Source organism: Enterococcus sp. DIV0183, from assembly GCF_050541505.1.
Classification (GTDB): Bacteria; Bacillota; Bacilli; order Lactobacillales; family Enterococcaceae; genus Enterococcus; species Enterococcus faecalis.
Genome location: NZ_CP172932.1, coordinates 1,384,218 through 1,400,324 on the forward strand (window position 1 = coordinate 1,384,218; position 16,107 = coordinate 1,400,324).

Annotated in this window: 16 protein-coding genes; all 16 read right to left on the reverse strand. The window is 39.4% G+C overall.

Annotated features, from left to right (window positions below):
* Window positions 1-239: 239 nt before the first annotated feature.
* Entirely contained in the window at window positions 240-2,702 is a 2,463-nt protein-coding gene (parC, locus tag IGK72_RS06825; protein ID WP_002357527.1) for a DNA topoisomerase IV subunit A, read from the reverse strand.
* Between the two features lie 12 nt (window positions 2,703-2,714).
* Window positions 2,715-4,772 (reverse strand): DNA topoisomerase IV subunit B, encoded by a 2,058-nt coding sequence (gene parE / locus IGK72_RS06830; protein WP_002381887.1) that lies wholly within the window; start codon window positions 4,770-4,772, stop codon window positions 2,715-2,717.
* Between the two features lie 204 nt (window positions 4,773-4,976).
* On the reverse strand, window positions 4,977-5,405 hold the full coding sequence (locus tag IGK72_RS06835) for a CoA-binding protein (protein WP_002365680.1): 429 nt from the start codon (window positions 5,403-5,405) through the stop codon (window positions 4,977-4,979).
* Between the two features lie 87 nt (window positions 5,406-5,492).
* On the reverse strand, window positions 5,493-5,936 hold the full coding sequence (locus IGK72_RS06840; RefSeq protein WP_002357522.1) for an ethanolamine utilization protein EutQ: 444 nt from the start codon (window positions 5,934-5,936) through the stop codon (window positions 5,493-5,495).
* A 12-nt stretch (window positions 5,937-5,948) separates the two neighbouring features.
* The gene (eutH, locus tag IGK72_RS06845) at window positions 5,949-7,049 is read right to left on the reverse strand and encodes an ethanolamine utilization protein EutH (protein ID WP_002357520.1); all 1,101 of its coding nucleotides are present in this window, start codon (window positions 7,047-7,049) and stop codon (window positions 5,949-5,951) included.
* A gap of 12 nt (window positions 7,050-7,061) precedes the next feature.
* Window positions 7,062-7,325, reverse strand: a complete 264-nt coding sequence (locus tag IGK72_RS06850; RefSeq protein WP_430608920.1) for a EutN/CcmL family microcompartment protein — start codon at window positions 7,323-7,325, stop codon at window positions 7,062-7,064.
* A gap of 12 nt (window positions 7,326-7,337) precedes the next feature.
* Complete coding sequence (locus tag IGK72_RS06855) at window positions 7,338-7,937, reverse strand: TIGR02536 family ethanolamine utilization protein (RefSeq protein ID WP_002382339.1); 600 nt, start codon at window positions 7,935-7,937, stop codon at window positions 7,338-7,340.
* Window positions 7,938-7,951: 14 nt separating this feature from the next.
* A complete protein-coding gene (gene eutD, locus IGK72_RS06860) occupies window positions 7,952-8,587 on the reverse strand; it encodes an ethanolamine utilization phosphate acetyltransferase EutD (protein ID WP_002357516.1) in 636 nt (211 codons plus the stop codon).
* 3 nt (window positions 8,588-8,590) lie between these two features.
* Window positions 8,591-9,154, reverse strand: a complete 564-nt coding sequence (locus IGK72_RS06865; protein ID WP_002382340.1) for a hypothetical protein — start codon at window positions 9,152-9,154, stop codon at window positions 8,591-8,593.
* Between the two features lie 67 nt (window positions 9,155-9,221).
* A complete protein-coding gene (locus tag IGK72_RS06870; protein ID WP_002357513.1) occupies window positions 9,222-9,512 on the reverse strand; it encodes a BMC domain-containing protein in 291 nt (96 codons plus the stop codon).
* 123 nt (window positions 9,513-9,635) lie between these two features.
* Window positions 9,636-11,114: an acetaldehyde dehydrogenase (acetylating) gene (locus IGK72_RS06875; protein WP_002357511.1), complete on the reverse strand. Its 1,479-nt coding sequence runs from the start codon at window positions 11,112-11,114 to the stop codon at window positions 9,636-9,638.
* Window positions 11,105-11,623 (reverse strand): BMC domain-containing protein, encoded by a 519-nt coding sequence (locus IGK72_RS06880; protein WP_002357510.1) that lies wholly within the window; start codon window positions 11,621-11,623, stop codon window positions 11,105-11,107. The genes IGK72_RS06875 and IGK72_RS06880 overlap by 10 nt, the downstream gene beginning before the upstream one ends.
* 13 nt (window positions 11,624-11,636) lie before the next feature.
* On the reverse strand, window positions 11,637-12,290 hold the full coding sequence (gene eutL / locus IGK72_RS06885; RefSeq protein WP_002357509.1) for an ethanolamine utilization microcompartment protein EutL: 654 nt from the start codon (window positions 12,288-12,290) through the stop codon (window positions 11,637-11,639).
* A 13-nt stretch (window positions 12,291-12,303) separates the two neighbouring features.
* Window positions 12,304-13,215: an ethanolamine ammonia-lyase subunit EutC gene (gene eutC, locus IGK72_RS06890; protein WP_002363986.1), complete on the reverse strand. Its 912-nt coding sequence runs from the start codon at window positions 13,213-13,215 to the stop codon at window positions 12,304-12,306.
* Between the two features lie 17 nt (window positions 13,216-13,232).
* Window positions 13,233-14,597: an ethanolamine ammonia-lyase subunit EutB gene (locus tag IGK72_RS06895; RefSeq protein WP_002357506.1), complete on the reverse strand. Its 1,365-nt coding sequence runs from the start codon at window positions 14,595-14,597 to the stop codon at window positions 13,233-13,235.
* Between the two features lie 17 nt (window positions 14,598-14,614).
* Entirely contained in the window at window positions 14,615-16,063 is a 1,449-nt protein-coding gene (gene eutA / locus IGK72_RS06900; protein WP_165548453.1) for an ethanolamine ammonia-lyase reactivating factor EutA, read from the reverse strand.
* Window positions 16,064-16,107 lie beyond the last annotated feature (44 nt).

The window sequence follows — 16,107 nt, forward strand, 5'->3', positions numbered from 1 at the left end:
TATGTGATTAGTATAACACATAACCTTTTAGATGCAAGCGTTTTTTTATTATTTATTGCACTTTCTTAATAAATAAATGGGGAGCGAAGATTCTAAACGCTGATATATAAACATTTATACTTGTGAAAATAAGAACGATTTATAGTTTTTATCACTTGTGAAAAATGTACTTCTGTATTAAAAACAGCAGCCATCTGTATTAATACAGATGGCTGCTGTGGAGATATTTATAACACAGTTTAGTTTGTTTGTTCTTCTTCAATCACTGCAGAATGCATCTCGTGGACTTCCATTACTTGGCCATCTTTTTGTTCATCGATGACAAAGGAACCGTTGGATGTTCGTTCACTGATTGGATAGTTTTTCGACTGAATAACTTCTTGTGTGCCTTTTTGCGTAGTAACTAATAAATCTAAATCGGTACTTTCAGACATAAAGACAACACGATGTGGATTTTTCTTCAATTCCCGCAAGACCATTAGTCCACGTTTTGCTCGTCCTAATTGTGTTAATTCTTGGGCTAACATGCGTTTAACACCGCCACGTTGGGTAACGATGACAATCGGTGTATCCCCTTCAGAATGAACCAGTAAACCATTAACGACATAATCGTCTTCTTTGAGGTTCATTGATTTAACTCCAGCCGCTTTACTACCCACGACTGGTACTTCATATAATGGATAACGTAAGCCAAAACCGCGATTGCTAACGAGGAAAACATCCAATAAGTCTTGATCATTTGTTAAATAAACATTGGTAATTTCATCTTGGTCTGATTTTAATTTCATACAAGATGTCGGGCGGCTCTTATAAGTGCGCCAAGGCTCAAAATCAGCCATTTTGGTTTGTTTAATCATGCCAGCTTTTGTAATGAAAACAAAGGTTTTTGTCGGACTTAACTCTTTATAAGGATATACAGCAATAATCGATTCATCGATAGCAAGATTTAAAATGGTTTGAGAAATATGTTCGCCAATTTCTTTCCAGCGTAAATCTGGCAACTCATGGACGGGGCGATAGATCATATTCCCTTTATTTGTTACTAGTAAAAGATGATCTAATGTATTGACTTCGCCAGCATATAATAAAAAGTCGCCTTCTTTCATGCCGATTTCTTCTGGTTTTGATGCTGTATAAGAACGAATACTACTCCGCTTGATATAGCCTTCGTGCGTCACGGTTACGACCACGTCTTCCTGCGCAACTAACACGGCTGTTTCAATCTTGATTTCTTGGATTTCCTCTTCAATTTGAGTTAAGCGCGGATTGCCATATTGCTTTTTAACTTCGCGAAGTTCTTTTTTCATGACTGAGAATAGTTCTTTTTCATTGTTTAAAATGTTCAATAACTCAGCAATTTGTTGTTCTAAAGTTTTCGCTTCTTCTTGTAAATCAGTAATATCCGTATTGGTTAAACGGTATAGCTGTAAAGTAACGATTGCTTCAGCTTGTTCTTCAGTAAACGCATAGTCGGATACTAAGTTCTTCTTCGCATCTTTTTTATCTTTACTGCCACGGATTGTTGCAATCACTTTATCTAAGATAGACAATGCTTTAATTAAACCAGCAACAATGTGCTCACGTTTGCGAGCTTTGTCCAACTCAAATTGACAACGGTTAATGATAACTGATTTGCGATGCGTAATGTAACTTTCTAAAATCCGTTTTAGGCCCACTTGTTGCGGGGTCATGTTGTCGATGGCTACCATGTTAAAGTTGTAATTGATTTGCAATTCAGTGTTTTTAAATAGATAATTTAAAATACCTTCTGCATTGACATCTTTTTTTAGTTCAACAACAATTTGCAAGCCAGTTCTGTCACTTTCGTCACGAACTTCGGCAATGCCGTCTACTTTTTTATTTAAACGGATTTCATCCATCTTCTTCACTAGCGTTGCTTTGTTGACTTCATAAGGAATTTCAGAAATGACAATTTGTTGTTTGCCGCCTTTTAAAGGCTCAATCTTTGTCTTCGCACGTAAAATTACTTTACCACGGCCGGTTTCGTAGGCTTTTTTAATTTCTGCTTTTCCTTGTAGAATCCCACCTGTTGGGAAATCTGGTCCTGGAATGTATTCCATTAATTTCTCTAAACTTGCATTAGGATGATCAATTAAATACACAGTTCCATCAATGATTTCCGCTAAATTATGCGTAGGAATTTCTGTTGCATAGCCTGCTGAAATCCCCGTTGAGCCGTTTACCAATAAATTAGGATATTTGGCTGGTAAAACAGTGGGTTCTTTTTCTGTATCGTCAAAATTCCAGACGAAATCGACGGTATTTTTGTCGATATCTTTTAACAACTCACCACTTAACTGTGATAAACGAGCTTCTGTATAACGCATCGCCGCTGGTGGGTCGCCATCCATACTTCCGTTGTTTCCGTGCATTTCAATTAGTACTTCCCGTAATTTCCAGTCTTGACTTAGACGCACCATCGCTTCATAAATACTGCTGTCGCCATGGGGATGATAATTCCCCATAATGTTTCCGACAGATTTTGCTGATTTACGAAAGCCTTTATCAAAGGTATTGCCGTCTTTATTCATTGAAAAGAGAATGCGGCGTTGTACTGGTTTTAGCCCATCTCGAATATCTGGTAGGGCCCGTTCTTGAATGATGTATTTGGAATATCTTCCAAAACGATCGCCCATTACTTCTTCAAGGGTTAATTCTTGAACTTCTTGGCGTTTTTCCAAAATTGTCACTCCCTACTCTATGTCAAACAAACTGATTTCAGTGTCATCGGTTTGTTCTGCTTCTTTTGTTTTTTCCGCATCTAAAAGACTTTCTCCTGTTGGTGCAGAAGTGTCTTCTTCTGAACGATCTAAAATACTGCCATCTTCTTCCAACGTAAATTGAACATGTTGTTCAATCCATTTTCGACGAGGTTCGACTTTGTCGCCCATTAATGTGGTCACACGGCGTTCTGCTTGAGCTGCATCATCAATCCGAACACGAATTAAGGTTCTAGTTTCAGGATCCATCGTTGTTTCCCAAAGTTGTTCTGCATTCATTTCACCCAGACCTTTATAGCGTTGGAGCATATAGCCTTTACCAACTTTATCAATCACTTCTGCCAATTCACCATCGGTCCAAGCATACTCAATGACTGATTTTTTTCCAGTTCCTTTAGAGACTTTATAAAGTGGTGGTAAGGCAATGTAGACTTTGCCGGCTTCAATTAATGGTTTCATATAACGATAGAAGAACGTTAATAGCAACACTTGAATATGGGCACCATCGGTATCCGCATCGGTCATGATGATGATTTTATCATAATTACAATCTTCAATTGAAAATTCAGGACCAACGCCTGCGCCAATCGTATAGATCATAGTATTGATTTCTTCGTTTTTCAAGATGTCTTGCATTTTCGCTTTTTCCGTATTAATGACTTTTCCTCGTAGCGGTAAAATGGCTTGGAATTTCCGGTCGCGCCCTTGTTTTGCTGAGCCACCGGCCGAGTCTCCTTCGACAAGATATAGTTCATTTTTCTTAGGATTTCTGGATTGAGCCGGTGTTAATTTTCCAGAAAGTAACGATTCACCTTTTTTCCGTTTTTTACCGTTCCGGCTTTCTTCACGGGCTTTACGAGCCGCTTCACGGGCTTCACGGGCTTTAATCGCTTTCCGAATTAATGATTGACTCATTTCACTGTTTTCTTGTAAATAGAAGCCCATTTGTTCGCCTACGACGTTATCGACAACGGTTCTTGCTAAAGGTGTACCTAATTTTCCTTTGGTTTGGCCCTCAAACTGTAGTAAGTTTTCTGGTACTCGAATAGAAAGGACGGCTGCTAAGCCTTCACGGAAGTCGCTACCTTCTAAATTTTTATCTTTTTCTTTTAATAGTCCCACTTTCCGTGCATATTCATTGTACGCCTTCGTCATTGACGTTTTCATACCGACTTCGTGGGTACCGCCATCTTTTGTGCGGACATTGTTAACGAAAGATAAAACATTTTCAGAATAGCCATCGTTGTATTGGTAAGCTAATTCAACTTCAATACCTTCTTTGGCTCCTGAAAAATAAACAACGGGTGTTAATGTATCTTTTTCTTCATTTAGATAGGCAACAAATTCTTTAATACCTTCTTCGTAGTGGAAGACTTCTTCTTTGGGTTCTTCCCCACGTTCATCTGTTAAAGTAATTTTGACGCCTTTTAATAAGAAAGCTGATTCTCTCAAACGTTCTGCTAAAATTTCGTAAGAAAAATTTGTCGTAGAGAAAATGGTGTCGTCAGGTAAAAAAGTAACGGAGGTACCGTTGCGTTTTTTTGTTTTGCCGATTTTTTTTAAGGTACCAACTGGTTTACCGCCGTCCTCAAATCGTTCCATGTATTCTACGCCATCACGAACAATATGAACTTCTAACCACTTAGATAAGGCATTAACAACACTGGCACCTACCCCATGGAGTCCGCCTGAAGTTTTATAGCCACCTTGGCCAAACTTACCACCCGCATGTAAGACAGTAAAAATTACTTCTACTGTTGGGATACCAGAAGCATGCATCCCTGTTGGCATTCCGCGGCCAGAGTCTGCAACACAAATACTATTATCTTTTTGGATAGTTACGTTGATTTCATTCCCGTAGCCAGATAACGCTTCATCGACTGCGTTATCGACAATTTCATAGACTAAGTGATGGAGTCCACGGCTATCGGTTGAACCGATATACATACCAGGTCTTTTCCTCACTGCTTCCAATCCTTCTAGGACTTGGATAGAGGCATCATTGTACTCATTGTTAATTTTTTTAGCCAAAGAAAAAACTCCTTATACTTAGATTCTCGTTTAGTTAATAAGCGTACATTAACTATTTCTTAAAGAATTAGAAGAAGAGTGAGCCGGTTTCTTGCGTTTTCCGTTCGCTCCTTCTAAAACCATCATTACAATAATACTCTATCTGGGTCAAAAAAAAAAGAGCTTTCCGTTCAGGACGCTCTTTCTTTATAAAATTACACGTGTTTATTCAGCATCTGCCATTTTTGCCAATTCAATTTTAATACAACGGTCCATAATAACTTGACGACCTTCATTTAATAACAAGTTCGCTGCCTCTTCGTTTTCCAAACCTAGTTGGGCCCAAAAGACAGGCGCTTCTGTTTTCAATGTTTCTGCGGCCACTTCTGGCAAAAATTCACTCCGCCGAAAGACGTCAACAATATCAATCTTTTCAGGAATCTCTGTTAATGTCCCATAAACCGTTTCGCCAAGCACCGTTTCACCTTTTAAAACTGGATTGACAGGCAATACACGATAGCCATGTTGCTGTAAAATTTCCGCAATTTTGTAACTTGTGCGGTCGGGCTTGTTACTCAAACCAACCACCGCAATATTTTTTGCTTGTTTTAAAATATCAAAAATTTGATTTTGACTTGGATTCTCAAATGTCATTCACTCAACCCCTTTTTTCGTTCTTATTTATTATAACGCTGAGTAAAGGGTTTTGGCAAAATTATTCTCTGACTGCCGATAAAATAATTATTGGCTTTGCCAATCTGCTGGATAAGTCACGTAGACAAAGCGGGCATCACCCGTCACTGAAAATTGAATTTTGCTACTTTTCGGGATTAAAATAATTTCGCCGGCTGTTGCAGAAATTTTACGTCCGTCAATCAGTATATCTAATTGTCCTGAAATAATATAATCAATTTCATCGTATTCTAGTGTCCAGTCGAAGGTGGTATCTTTCATCACCATTAAACCGCAACCAAGGCGCGGACTTTCTTCTAAAGAAAACAGATCTTTTGTGTAAACAATGTCCGCTGGGTTGCCTGTATCTAAGCGGTCGTCTTCTGTTACGTCGATTTCGGGTAATTTGATGGACATAATTCCACTTGGATCCACTTGTTTAGTCGGCATTAATTTTTCTGTGACAATTTGTCGAACAAGCGTTTCAATCATTTCACGATTTAATTCTGTCATATTTACACCTCATTATTTCACTTCTGTTTCGGGTTTCCCTAGCATTCGATTTGCCATAAAGATAGCCACAAAAATGGCGGTAATCCCTCCAACTAATTTGCCAACAATCATTGGAAAAATCATTTCTTTTGCTACGCCTGCAGTAAAACCAAGGTGGTCACCTAAAACGAAAGAAGCCGAAACAGCAAAAGCGATATTAATAATTTTCCCTCGATTATCCATGTCTTTTAACATTTGGAACATGGGAATATTGTTAGCTAATGTAGCAACCATTCCTGCAGCCGCTACTTCATTCATTCCTAAAACTTTTCCTAGTTTCATCAATGGTTTATTAAAGACTTTCGTAATCACAGCTACTAAACAGAAAGCGCCAGCTAAAGTTAAAGCAATCCCGCCAACGACTTCAATTCCTTCAGTAACTGGTGCAATGCCAGGAATCACTGTAATTCCTAATAATAGTTGAATCGCCCCCACAACTAAACCAAAGATAGCGACAATCACTACGCCTTGACCAAAAATTTGGAAGCCTTTAATCATGCCCTTTGGCGCTAACCATAAACCTAAAATAATTAAAGCGGCAACAATAATAATTGGAATTAAGTTAGGAATAATCAATGACAATGGCATGCCAGCTGTTAAACCACCTGCTAATAAACCAAAAGGAATTGTAATAATCCCGCTCAAAACACCTGTTGCTAAGAATTGTTGGTCGTCTTTTTGGATAATGCCAAGCGCTACTGGAATTGTAAAGACTAACGTTGGTCCCATCATTGCACCTAAGATTGCCCCCGCAAATAAACCAGCTTGCGGATCATTGGCTAATTGTTGCGCTAACGCAAAGCCGCCCATATCATTGGCCAATAAGGTTGTGGCAAACATTGCTGGATCAGCCCCTAGTAATTCATAGACAGGAACGACAATCGGACTTAAAAGATTGGCTAAGACAGGCGCTAAAGTGATAATCCCTACCATAGAAAGCGCTAGAGAACCCATAGCCATAATCCCTTCCTCAAATTGCTCCCCTAAACCTAGTTTGTTGCCAATACATTTATCGATTCCTCCAATAATCATGAAAAGAACCATAATATACATAATAATTTCATTAATGCTCATGTCTCGTCCTCCCTATTCTTCCTCTGTAGAATCAATGACACCAACAATCATTGCATCAATTGGGACATTCGGATCTTCTGCCGAAATACGGGCAGCATTGCCTTGACTAATTAACACTTTGTCCCCGACACCAGCTCCAGCGTTGTCAGCAGCAATTAAAAATCCTTGCTTTTCGTCCTCTTGATTCAAAATATCAACCATCATAAATTTCCAGCCATTTAATTTTTCATCTTTTCTTGTTGACCAAAGGCTACCAGTCACTTTTCCTAAAAACATCGTTTTTCCTCCTTACGTCAGCAATTGATGTTTCCTAGCATAATCTTTCGCTAACGGGGTTAAATAGGCGTTTTTACTTAAAGAAACACCTGATTCTGTCATTCTTATCAATTGTTTTTCAGTAATGTAGGTTCGTTTGGTCTCAGCCAAAGAACGAAGTTGTTTTTGACAGGCCGCCTGAAACACAGCGTAATTTTCTGAATCATGATAAAAAATCAGCCCAAACTGTTGGCACATGTCCACGTTTTCCTGAATCGTTTGTTTCAAACGATACTTCAATCGTGAATTTTTACTCACTGAAGGTATTGGGGTTAAAACCAATACCGGCTTACCTTCAAATAAGAATGCTAAGATGTTTTTGACTAATTCATCCGTTTCCTGTAAATGCGCAATCGCATTTACTTGGGAAATCGTTAGCCTCTTTACAACCAAGCCTCGTGCTAGCTTCTGCTCCTTGGTTACCCAATTTACATCAGGAAAACGAACAAACATTTCTTCAGGAAATGCTTCTTTTGCTTCTGCTAAAGCCACTGAATAAGACGACGACAGCAATTGTTGACAAATTTGATCAGTAATCTGTTGAATCAAATTTTCCATTTCAGAAACGTTCATTGTCTTGCCTCCTTTTACTTAAGAATGTAGCCACGAGCTCCTTTGGTTAAGCCGCAAGCGTTGGCTTCATCGTAGTCAATGTGCATGTACGTTGCAAATCGCGGACTGATTCGCACAACCACATCATCAAAGATTAACGGACGTGTGCCTTCCACTTTGACTTGCACAATTTGGCTATTGCTTACTTTATTTTTCAAGGCGTCTTCGGGTGTCATGTGAATATGACGTTTGGCAACAATTAAGCCGTGACTTAATGTCACAACTGCTGATCCGTTCATCAGCGTGACGCCAGGTGTCCCTTCTGTCTTGCCACTCTCTCTAACTGGGGCATTAATTCCTAAAATACGCGTATCCGTCATAGAAACTTCGACTTGTGATTCGCTACGTTCAGGGCCTAAAATAACCACATTTTGAAAGAGTCCTTTAGGTCCAGCAACCGTAATTCGTTCTTTACAAACGAACTGTCCAGGTTGTGATAAATCTTTCACTTTTGTTAGTTGATATCCTGGTCCAAATAATGCATCAATCTCTTGACGAGACAAATGAACATGTCGGCCAGAAGCTTCAACTTCAAAAGTATTTTGTTGTTGTTGCTGAATTCGTTTAACAACTTCTTCAACAATTTCATTCATTGAATCCAATTTGTTCATCTCCTAGTTTCGTGATATTTCAGCCATGGTGCTAATTAATTCTGTAGCCCAAGCTTGAAAAAGTCCGAACAGTTGTGATTCTCCTTTTAACTGGAGAATAATTTTATCTAGTTGTAATTGAATTTCTTTTGAGGAATAGCGCCATTGTCTCTGTTGGTTAGTTAGAATAGTTACCTTTGATTCCAAAATGACTGGTTCCATTACAAGCGACTGTTCTAAAATAAATTTCTCTAACCACTGTTGTTGTTGTTCGAAATATAACCAACCTTCTGTTGATAACGCTTCATTCGTTAAGAAAGGCAAATACAATAGATGGCTTAAGTGCCGAATCTCATAAATTGTTTCTTTCGATAAATGTTCTTGTTTTTGTGAGGAGGCCTTCACTGAATGAACCTCAGAAAGCAATGGGTTTGTTGAAGAGAAGCTGCTATTAATCCGATGCTCGCGTAGATAGCTTTTGGCGGCTGGCGTCAGAAAACTGCCTACAGGAAACACAAAATCCGTGCCATCTTCTAGTTCTTTTTTTAGCCTTTTGATGCGAAGCATATCTTCTGTAATAACTGTCATAACACCCCTCCTCAATGAAAGTTTAGGACAGAAGTAATGAACCTACCTCTGCCCCAAAAAATCAAAATTATAATTCAGTTGTTGCGTGTGGTAAAATAGCGTCTACTTCTGTATGTGGACGTGGAATTACATGGACAGATAATAATTCGCCAACACGTTCTGCTGCAGCAGCACCAGCATCTGTTGCTGCTTTTACAGCACCAACGTCACCGCGAACCATTACTGTAACTAAACCGCCACCGACTTGTTCTTTTCCAATTAAAGTAACGTTTGCCGCTTTCACCATTGCATCGGCTGCTTCAACAGCACCTACTAAACCACGAGTTTCGATCATTCCTAAAGCATTTGTACTTGACATTATAATTTCCTCCTAAGATGTATGTTTTATTTTTAAAAATTTGGGACAATTAGCAATTTGACTTAGGTCCCAAACCCTAAATCCAATAATTTATTTGTTTTACTCTTACTCGCTCGTTTCTTGTTAGTTTAAGCGAGCTAAAACTTGAGCTACCACGGCATTTACTAGTTCTTCTTGATTGGTTGTTTCGCAAGAAGTAGCCACAGATGTGGTTGATGTTTGACCAAATTCTTGACGAATCTCTTCTAAATCACGCACGCCATATGCAACACGACGTAAATTGAACAGATTTTCAACCCCAATATTATCAGAAGTTGAGCTGCCACCAACTGCGCCACAGCCAAGTGTTAATGCTGGCACTAAGTTAGTTGAAGCACCAATGCCGCCAAGTGTACCAGAGGTGTTAACAAGCAAACGAGAGACGGGTTTTCTTAAGCCAAATTCACGAATGACTTCTTTGTTTTCTGTGTGAATGCCCATTGTATGACCCGCACCTTCACCTTTCAAAATTTCAATTGATAACGCGCAAGCTGCTTCCCAGTTTTCAACTGTATAGAAAGCAATAATCGGTGCCAATTTTTCTCTTGAAAATGGATATTTCAAGCCTACATGTGTTTCTTCGGCAACAATTAAGCGGCGATCTTTTGGAATAGATAAACCAACTAATGAAGCAATATGTTGAACGGAACGTCCCACGATTTGCGGGTTCATTGTACCGTTTGGTCGTAAAATAAATTTAGCTAATTTGTCGGCTTCGGCTGGACTTAAGAAATACGCTCCCTGCTTAATTAACTCTTCTTTGACCGCTTCACGGTTGACAGTTTCAACAATAATTGATTGTTCCGATGCACAAATTGTACCGTTATCGAAAGTTTTTGAATCCATTATTTGTTTCACTGCATGAGGAACATTTGCGCTTCGTTCGATGTAGGCTGGTCCATTACCAGGCCCAACACCGATTGCTGGTGTTCCAGAAGAGTACGCGGCTTTAACCATTGCGTTTCCACCAGTAGCTAAAATTAAATTTGTTTCTTTATTTTTCATTAATTCGCTGGTCGCTTGCATGGTTGGCGTTTTGATGACCGAGACACAACCTTCTGGTGCCCCTGCAGCAATAGCCGCTTTTTGGATAATTTCCACTGTTTCAATAATCGATTTCAACGCATTGGGATGTGGTGAAAAAACAATGCTGTTGGCAGCTTTTAATGAAATTAATGCTTTGTAAATGACTGTTGATGTCGGGTTGGTAGAAGGAATTAATCCTGCAATTACACCCACTGGGACAGCAATTTCAGTGACTTTTTTGGCAGCATCATCATGGATCACACCAACTGTAGCTTTGTCCTTCATTTCGTCATATACTACTTTTGAAGCGAAAGCATTTTTGATGATTTTATCTTCATAGATACCAAATCCTGTTTCTTCATTGGCCATTTTCGCTAACTTTTCTCGTTGGTTAAATGTAGCCTCTGAAACCGCTTGAACAATCGCATCGATTTGTTTTTGCGAAAATGTTGCTAATACTTGCTGTGCCTCTTTGGCTTTTCTGATTAAATTTCTTGTTTCTTGGATGGAACGTAAGTCTTTATCTACTAATTCCACTCGTCTTCACTTCTTTCTATTTCAGCCATGATTGCTTGAATTAAAGCTTCTTTATTGGCAAATTTAATCTCACTTTTCTTTAAACTACTTAGGTTCATTTTGTAGGCTTGTTTGCGTAAATCAACCACGCGTTGTGTTTCTAATTTTTGGCGTGTGCCTGTGTGTTCTTCCAAATCTGGTGTTTCAATCTCTTCTTCAATTACTTCTACTTGTTCCATCGGTTCAGGTGCTGACTTGGGTTCTGGATCTGATAAAATCACTTCCGTTTGAGCATCAACCCGTGAGATCACATGATGAGCAATTAAACAATTTAATTCTTTAGCTACTTCCGTACCTACTTCAACGGCAGCTTGAACCGCGGCAACGTCACCAATCAGTTCCACAGTTGTTAAACCGCCATTAATAATTTCAGCTTTTAACAAAGTAACGTCGGCGGCTTTCAATGCCGCATCGGCCACACTAATGGCACCTAAAAATCCTTTGACTTCGACCATTCCTAATGCTTTCATTCAGGTCACATCCTTAATAACTCAACGGATTGTCAGCGATATTTTGAATGACTTGTTCAAACGCACTGCAAGCAGCTTTACATGCAGATTGACTACCTGTCAATAAGGCGCCGCCAAAGTTCGTTTCAGAAGGTGGGCCATAAAAGACACCCATTTGAACATCGGCAGCTTTCATTGCTGCATCTAAGCCAACCATTGCTTCTAGCGGTGGTGCAATCAGATAAGCAATCGCTTCACCTTCAGGAATATTCGCTTGTTCAGATAAAAAGCTACCCGTTCTTGATACTACATGTGCAAAATAAACAATGCTGTCATCTTCGTTAGCACTATAGAAGCTGGCTTCTTCTTCAATGACTTGCGTAATGACACTCAAGCCACTATTGACTTCGGCAGGACTCGGACCAGCAATAATGCCAATCACTTCACCGGCTAATTTGGTTGAAGCATTTGCTGCGCCAGCATACATACTTTTACCGTAAACTACAGTAACATCGGCGGCTTTGGTTGCTTCATCTAATGCAACATAAGTGACATCATCACAATCGGAAGTAACAATTCCTAATGAGCGATGTTCTGGTTTCAATGATAATTCTTTTGCTAATGCCGGATCGACATTGGGAATGACTTTCATACTTAGGACATTTGCGCCTAGACGATCATTTTTCATGAGAAATCCTCCTTTATTCAGCTTCTTTTAAATCAATACCAGATTTTTTCTTGTCTAACATTTTTTTAATAATTTCGGCAATGTAGGCCCCTGCTTCAACAGCCGGTGTCCCACCTTTGTGAATATTTGAAATAACTGTCCGCCGTGCTTCTGGCATACCGACAGTTGGTTTGTAAGCAATGTAGGCACTCATAGATTCAGCTGTTACTAAACCAGGACGTTCGCCAACTAGCAAGCAAACAACATCAGCGTCAGTGATTTCACCAATTTTATCCATTGCTGGCACGCGACAATATTTAACAAAAACTACATTGTCGAAATCTAAGTTGTACATGTTTAATCCTTGTTTAATTGCTGGTAGGACTTCTTTAATATTCGCTTCGATAGCAGCTGAACTAAGGCCATCCCCTACGACCATTTGGATTTTGGCTTTTGGTGTCGTATTTTTCCGAATGATTTCACTATTTTCTTCATCAAATTGACGACCATAATCTGGACGTGTTAAATATTCATCTTTACTGTTACAGATTGTTTTTGTAGAAATAAAATTCATTTCTTTTACCAAGTCTTCGCTTACGTCTGAAAAGACTGCATCTTGTGCTGCCGCATGGTCTGCTCGGAAACGTAATGTTGAACTAGTCATATAACGCGTCCCTGCACGACCAACGCCTAAACGAGCTGGCGAGAAAGCTTTCATTTTTAATAGTGCTTCAGGATCTACGGCATTTTTCAATAGTAATTGTTTACGTAAATCTACTTCAGTAATGTCAGGAATTAGGCCTTCTTCAATTTCTGTCGTTTCAGTGACGTGTGTTGTGACTGGTTTTTCTTCAGCAGTCACAGTGGCAGTCGAAACCGCTTGATTGTCAGCGACCATTTCTGTTAAAATTCCGGCAATCATTTCTTTTAATTCTTTTTCGTTCATTTGTATTCTCACCTCGTTTATTTAATAAATACAGATGCATCGCCAGCGCGACTTGTTAATTTTCCGTTTTCCATTAAGCCCATTTTTTCCATCCATTCTTCAAATTCTTTAATTGGACGTAAGCCTAATGTTTCACGAATCGTCGCAGTTTCATGGAACCCAGTTGTTTGATAATTTAACATGACATCATCGCCATGAGGAATCCCCATGATATACGTACAACCAGCTGTTGCTAATAACATTGCTAAGTTTTCCATATCATTTTGATCAGCTTTCATATGGTTGGTGTAGCAGACATCACAGCCCATTGAAATTCCAGTTAATTTGCCCATGAAATGATCTTCTAAACCAGCGCGGATGACTTGTTTTGAATCGTAAAGATATTCTGGTCCAATAAAGCCGACAACGGTATTTACAATATACGGATCAAATTTTTTGGCTAAGCCATAACAACGCGCTTCCATTGTGACTTGGTCTGCGCCAAAGTTCGCTTCAGAAGAAAGTTCTGAGCCTTGACCTGTTTCAAAATACATCACATTAGGACCAGCTGCTTGACCACTGTGAAGCGCTAAATCTTGTGCTTCAGCTAAAATTTCTGCATTTAAACCAAATGCAGTGTTTCCTTTTTCTGAACCAGCGATGGATTGAAAGACTAAGCCAGTTGGTGCGCCTTGACGCATGGCTTCCATTTGTGTCGTTACGTGAGCAAGCACGCAAGTTTGTGTTGGAATTTCCCATTCACTGCGGAACTCTTCAAATTTGTTTAAGATCCGTTTAACACTTTCTGTAGAATCATCAACAGGATTCAAACCAATTAAGGCATCACCGGCGCCATAAGAAAGACCTTCCATAACTGATGCCATAATGCCATCGACATTATCGGTTGGATGGTTTGGCTGTAAACGATTTGAAAAAGTTCCGGGACGGCCAATTGTTGTGTTGGCGGTTTTTTCAATATTGATTTTTTTTGCGCCAACAATTAGATCCATGTTGGACATTAATTTACAGACAGCAGCAATCATTTCTGAAGTGAGTCCACGGGAAATTCGTTTGATATCAAAATCGGTTGTTTCCGAAGATAAGATAAATTCGCGTAATTCTGCAACTGTCCAATGTTTAATACTTTCAAAAATTCGCATATTGACTTGGTCAATAATAATGCGTGTCACTTCGTCTTCGTCATAATCAACGACGGGATTGTTAAACAAGTCATTTAAGGACAATTCCGATAAAACGACTTTTGCTGCCACGCGTTCTTCGGCTGAATTAGCAGCTACGCCAGCTAACTTGTCGCCAGACTTTTCTTCATTGGCTTTGGCTAAGACTTCTTTAACGGATGTAAATTGATAGACTTTGCCAAATAGTTTGGTTTTTAAAATCATCTTTGTGTCGCTCCTTTTTAATTAAATACTAAGGTCTTAACAATGACTGGAAGGACGGCTCCTTCTGCCACTGGTAAACCGATATCTACATAATCACCGTTTTCTACTTTGACCGAATCAAGACAGATAAACGGATAGTCTTTTGGCAGATGGGCACTTAAGGCATGCCCTAAAGCTTTCGCCATGTCTTCATCCACCATAACAATAATGGGAATTTGTTCAGCAACTAAACTAGCTAATCCTTCCACAATCCCTTGACCATAGCGTTGAATATCAGCAAATGTTGGATTGCTCATGCCTCTAATTGCTAGGGCTATCTGGGGTGTTTCTTCAATACGATGCCAATTGAGTTTTTCTTGGATTCGCTGGCCTAATTCTGTCACAGTAAGGGTTTCATCCTCTTGCGCTAATTTTAGAATTGGGATATTTTTTACCGGCAAAATTTGCTCACGATAAGCGATCGTGCTTCCGCTAATTTCAGCAGTGTGTGAACCTGCTCCGACGACCGTCGCTCGGATTGTTTCTGCGCTTTCTAAGACTTCTTTTTCCGAAAAAATCAGTGACTTTCTCAAGTATTTCCCTAAAAGTAAGCCGATGTCCCCATATTTAAAGAGATTCGTACTTGTCGTATTTAAGCAATCAGCCACACCACCAGAAAATGTTACAATTGGTAATTCCTCACCTTTTCGTAGTGGATGGTTGGTTACTAATAACTGGTAGAACGGACTTTGTGTCCCCAAACCAATGCTATTTTCTAACACGGCAACTAATTCCGAAATAATTGGCAGTAAGTTTTGTTCGGTGGCTTGGTCACCAAGGTGCAAGGTTAGCCCTTTTTTATTTATAATTTCTTGAATCTTCGGAGCTATATAGGTGATTTTTTGTTGTTGATCTAATTTAATTAAGCGTCCGCCAATGTCAAAACAAGCCGTGTCAATCACTTCGCCATCTTTAAAGACAGCTAAATTTGTCGTTCCACCACCAATGTCTAAATTAACCATTGGTTTGCGTTTCGTTTCAGAATAAGTTTGAGCACCAGCGCCTTTCCCGGCAATGATACTTTCTAAATCAGGACCAGCCGTAGCAACGACAAAATCACCTGCATAGCCACTAAGTGCTCGTAGCACATTGTTGGCATTGCTTTTTCGAGCAGTTTCACCTGTGATAATTACCGCACCCATTTGAATATCTTGTTTATGAATGCCTGCTTGGCGATATTGCTCCGCTACAAACGCTTTGATAGGTTCTGCATCAATTTCTGATTGGTTAAGTAAGGGTGTAAAGATAATGTCACTTCGATAAATGACTTTTTTATCAGAAATGCTGATACGTGGTACTGTAAACGCAGAGGCAAAATTTTCAACAGTTAATTCTGACAAGACTAATTGGGTTGTAGACGTCCCTAAATCAATTCCTACGGTTAAAAGTGTTTCCTTCGACATCGCCTGACTCGCCTCCTTTTGCATACAAAAAGGCACTTAAAGAATCGTTAGAAAATTTCTTTCTACTT

Coding starts and splice junctions, on each gene's coding strand:
- IGK72_RS06840 (WP_002357522.1), bottom strand. CDS start 5,936: ATGACAGAATTAAATCGTGAAATGATTGAAACGCTTGTTCGACAAATT.
- IGK72_RS06870 (WP_002357513.1), bottom strand. CDS start 9,512: ATGTCAAGTACAAATGCTTTAGGAATGATCGAAACTCGTGGTTTAGTA.
- eutD (WP_002357516.1), bottom strand. CDS start 8,587: ATGAACAAATTGGATTCAATGAATGAAATTGTTGAAGAAGTTGTTAAA.
- IGK72_RS06835 (WP_002365680.1), bottom strand. CDS start 5,405: ATGACATTTGAGAATCCAAGTCAAAATCAAATTTTTGATATTTTAAAA.
- IGK72_RS06895 (WP_002357506.1), bottom strand. CDS start 14,597: ATGATTTTAAAAACCAAACTATTTGGCAAAGTCTATCAATTTACATCC.
- eutH (WP_002357520.1), bottom strand. CDS start 7,049: ATGAGCATTAATGAAATTATTATGTATATTATGGTTCTTTTCATGATT.
- IGK72_RS06850 (WP_430608920.1), bottom strand. CDS start 7,325: ATGTTTTTAGGAAAAGTGACTGGTAGCCTTTGGTCAACAAGAAAAGAT.
- IGK72_RS06865 (WP_002382340.1), bottom strand. CDS start 9,154: ATGACAGTTATTACAGAAGATATGCTTCGCATCAAAAGGCTAAAAAAA.
- IGK72_RS06880 (WP_002357510.1), bottom strand. CDS start 11,623: ATGAAAGCATTAGGAATGGTCGAAGTCAAAGGATTTTTAGGTGCCATT.
- eutL (WP_002357509.1), bottom strand. CDS start 12,290: ATGAAAAATGATCGTCTAGGCGCAAATGTCCTAAGTATGAAAGTCATT.
- eutC (WP_002363986.1), bottom strand. CDS start 13,215: ATGAACGAAAAAGAATTAAAAGAAATGATTGCCGGAATTTTAACAGAA.
- IGK72_RS06855 (WP_002382339.1), bottom strand. CDS start 7,937: ATGAACGTTTCTGAAATGGAAAATTTGATTCAACAGATTACTGATCAA.
- eutA (WP_165548453.1), bottom strand. CDS start 16,063: ATGCAAAAGGAGGCGAGTCAGGCGATGTCGAAGGAAACACTTTTAACC.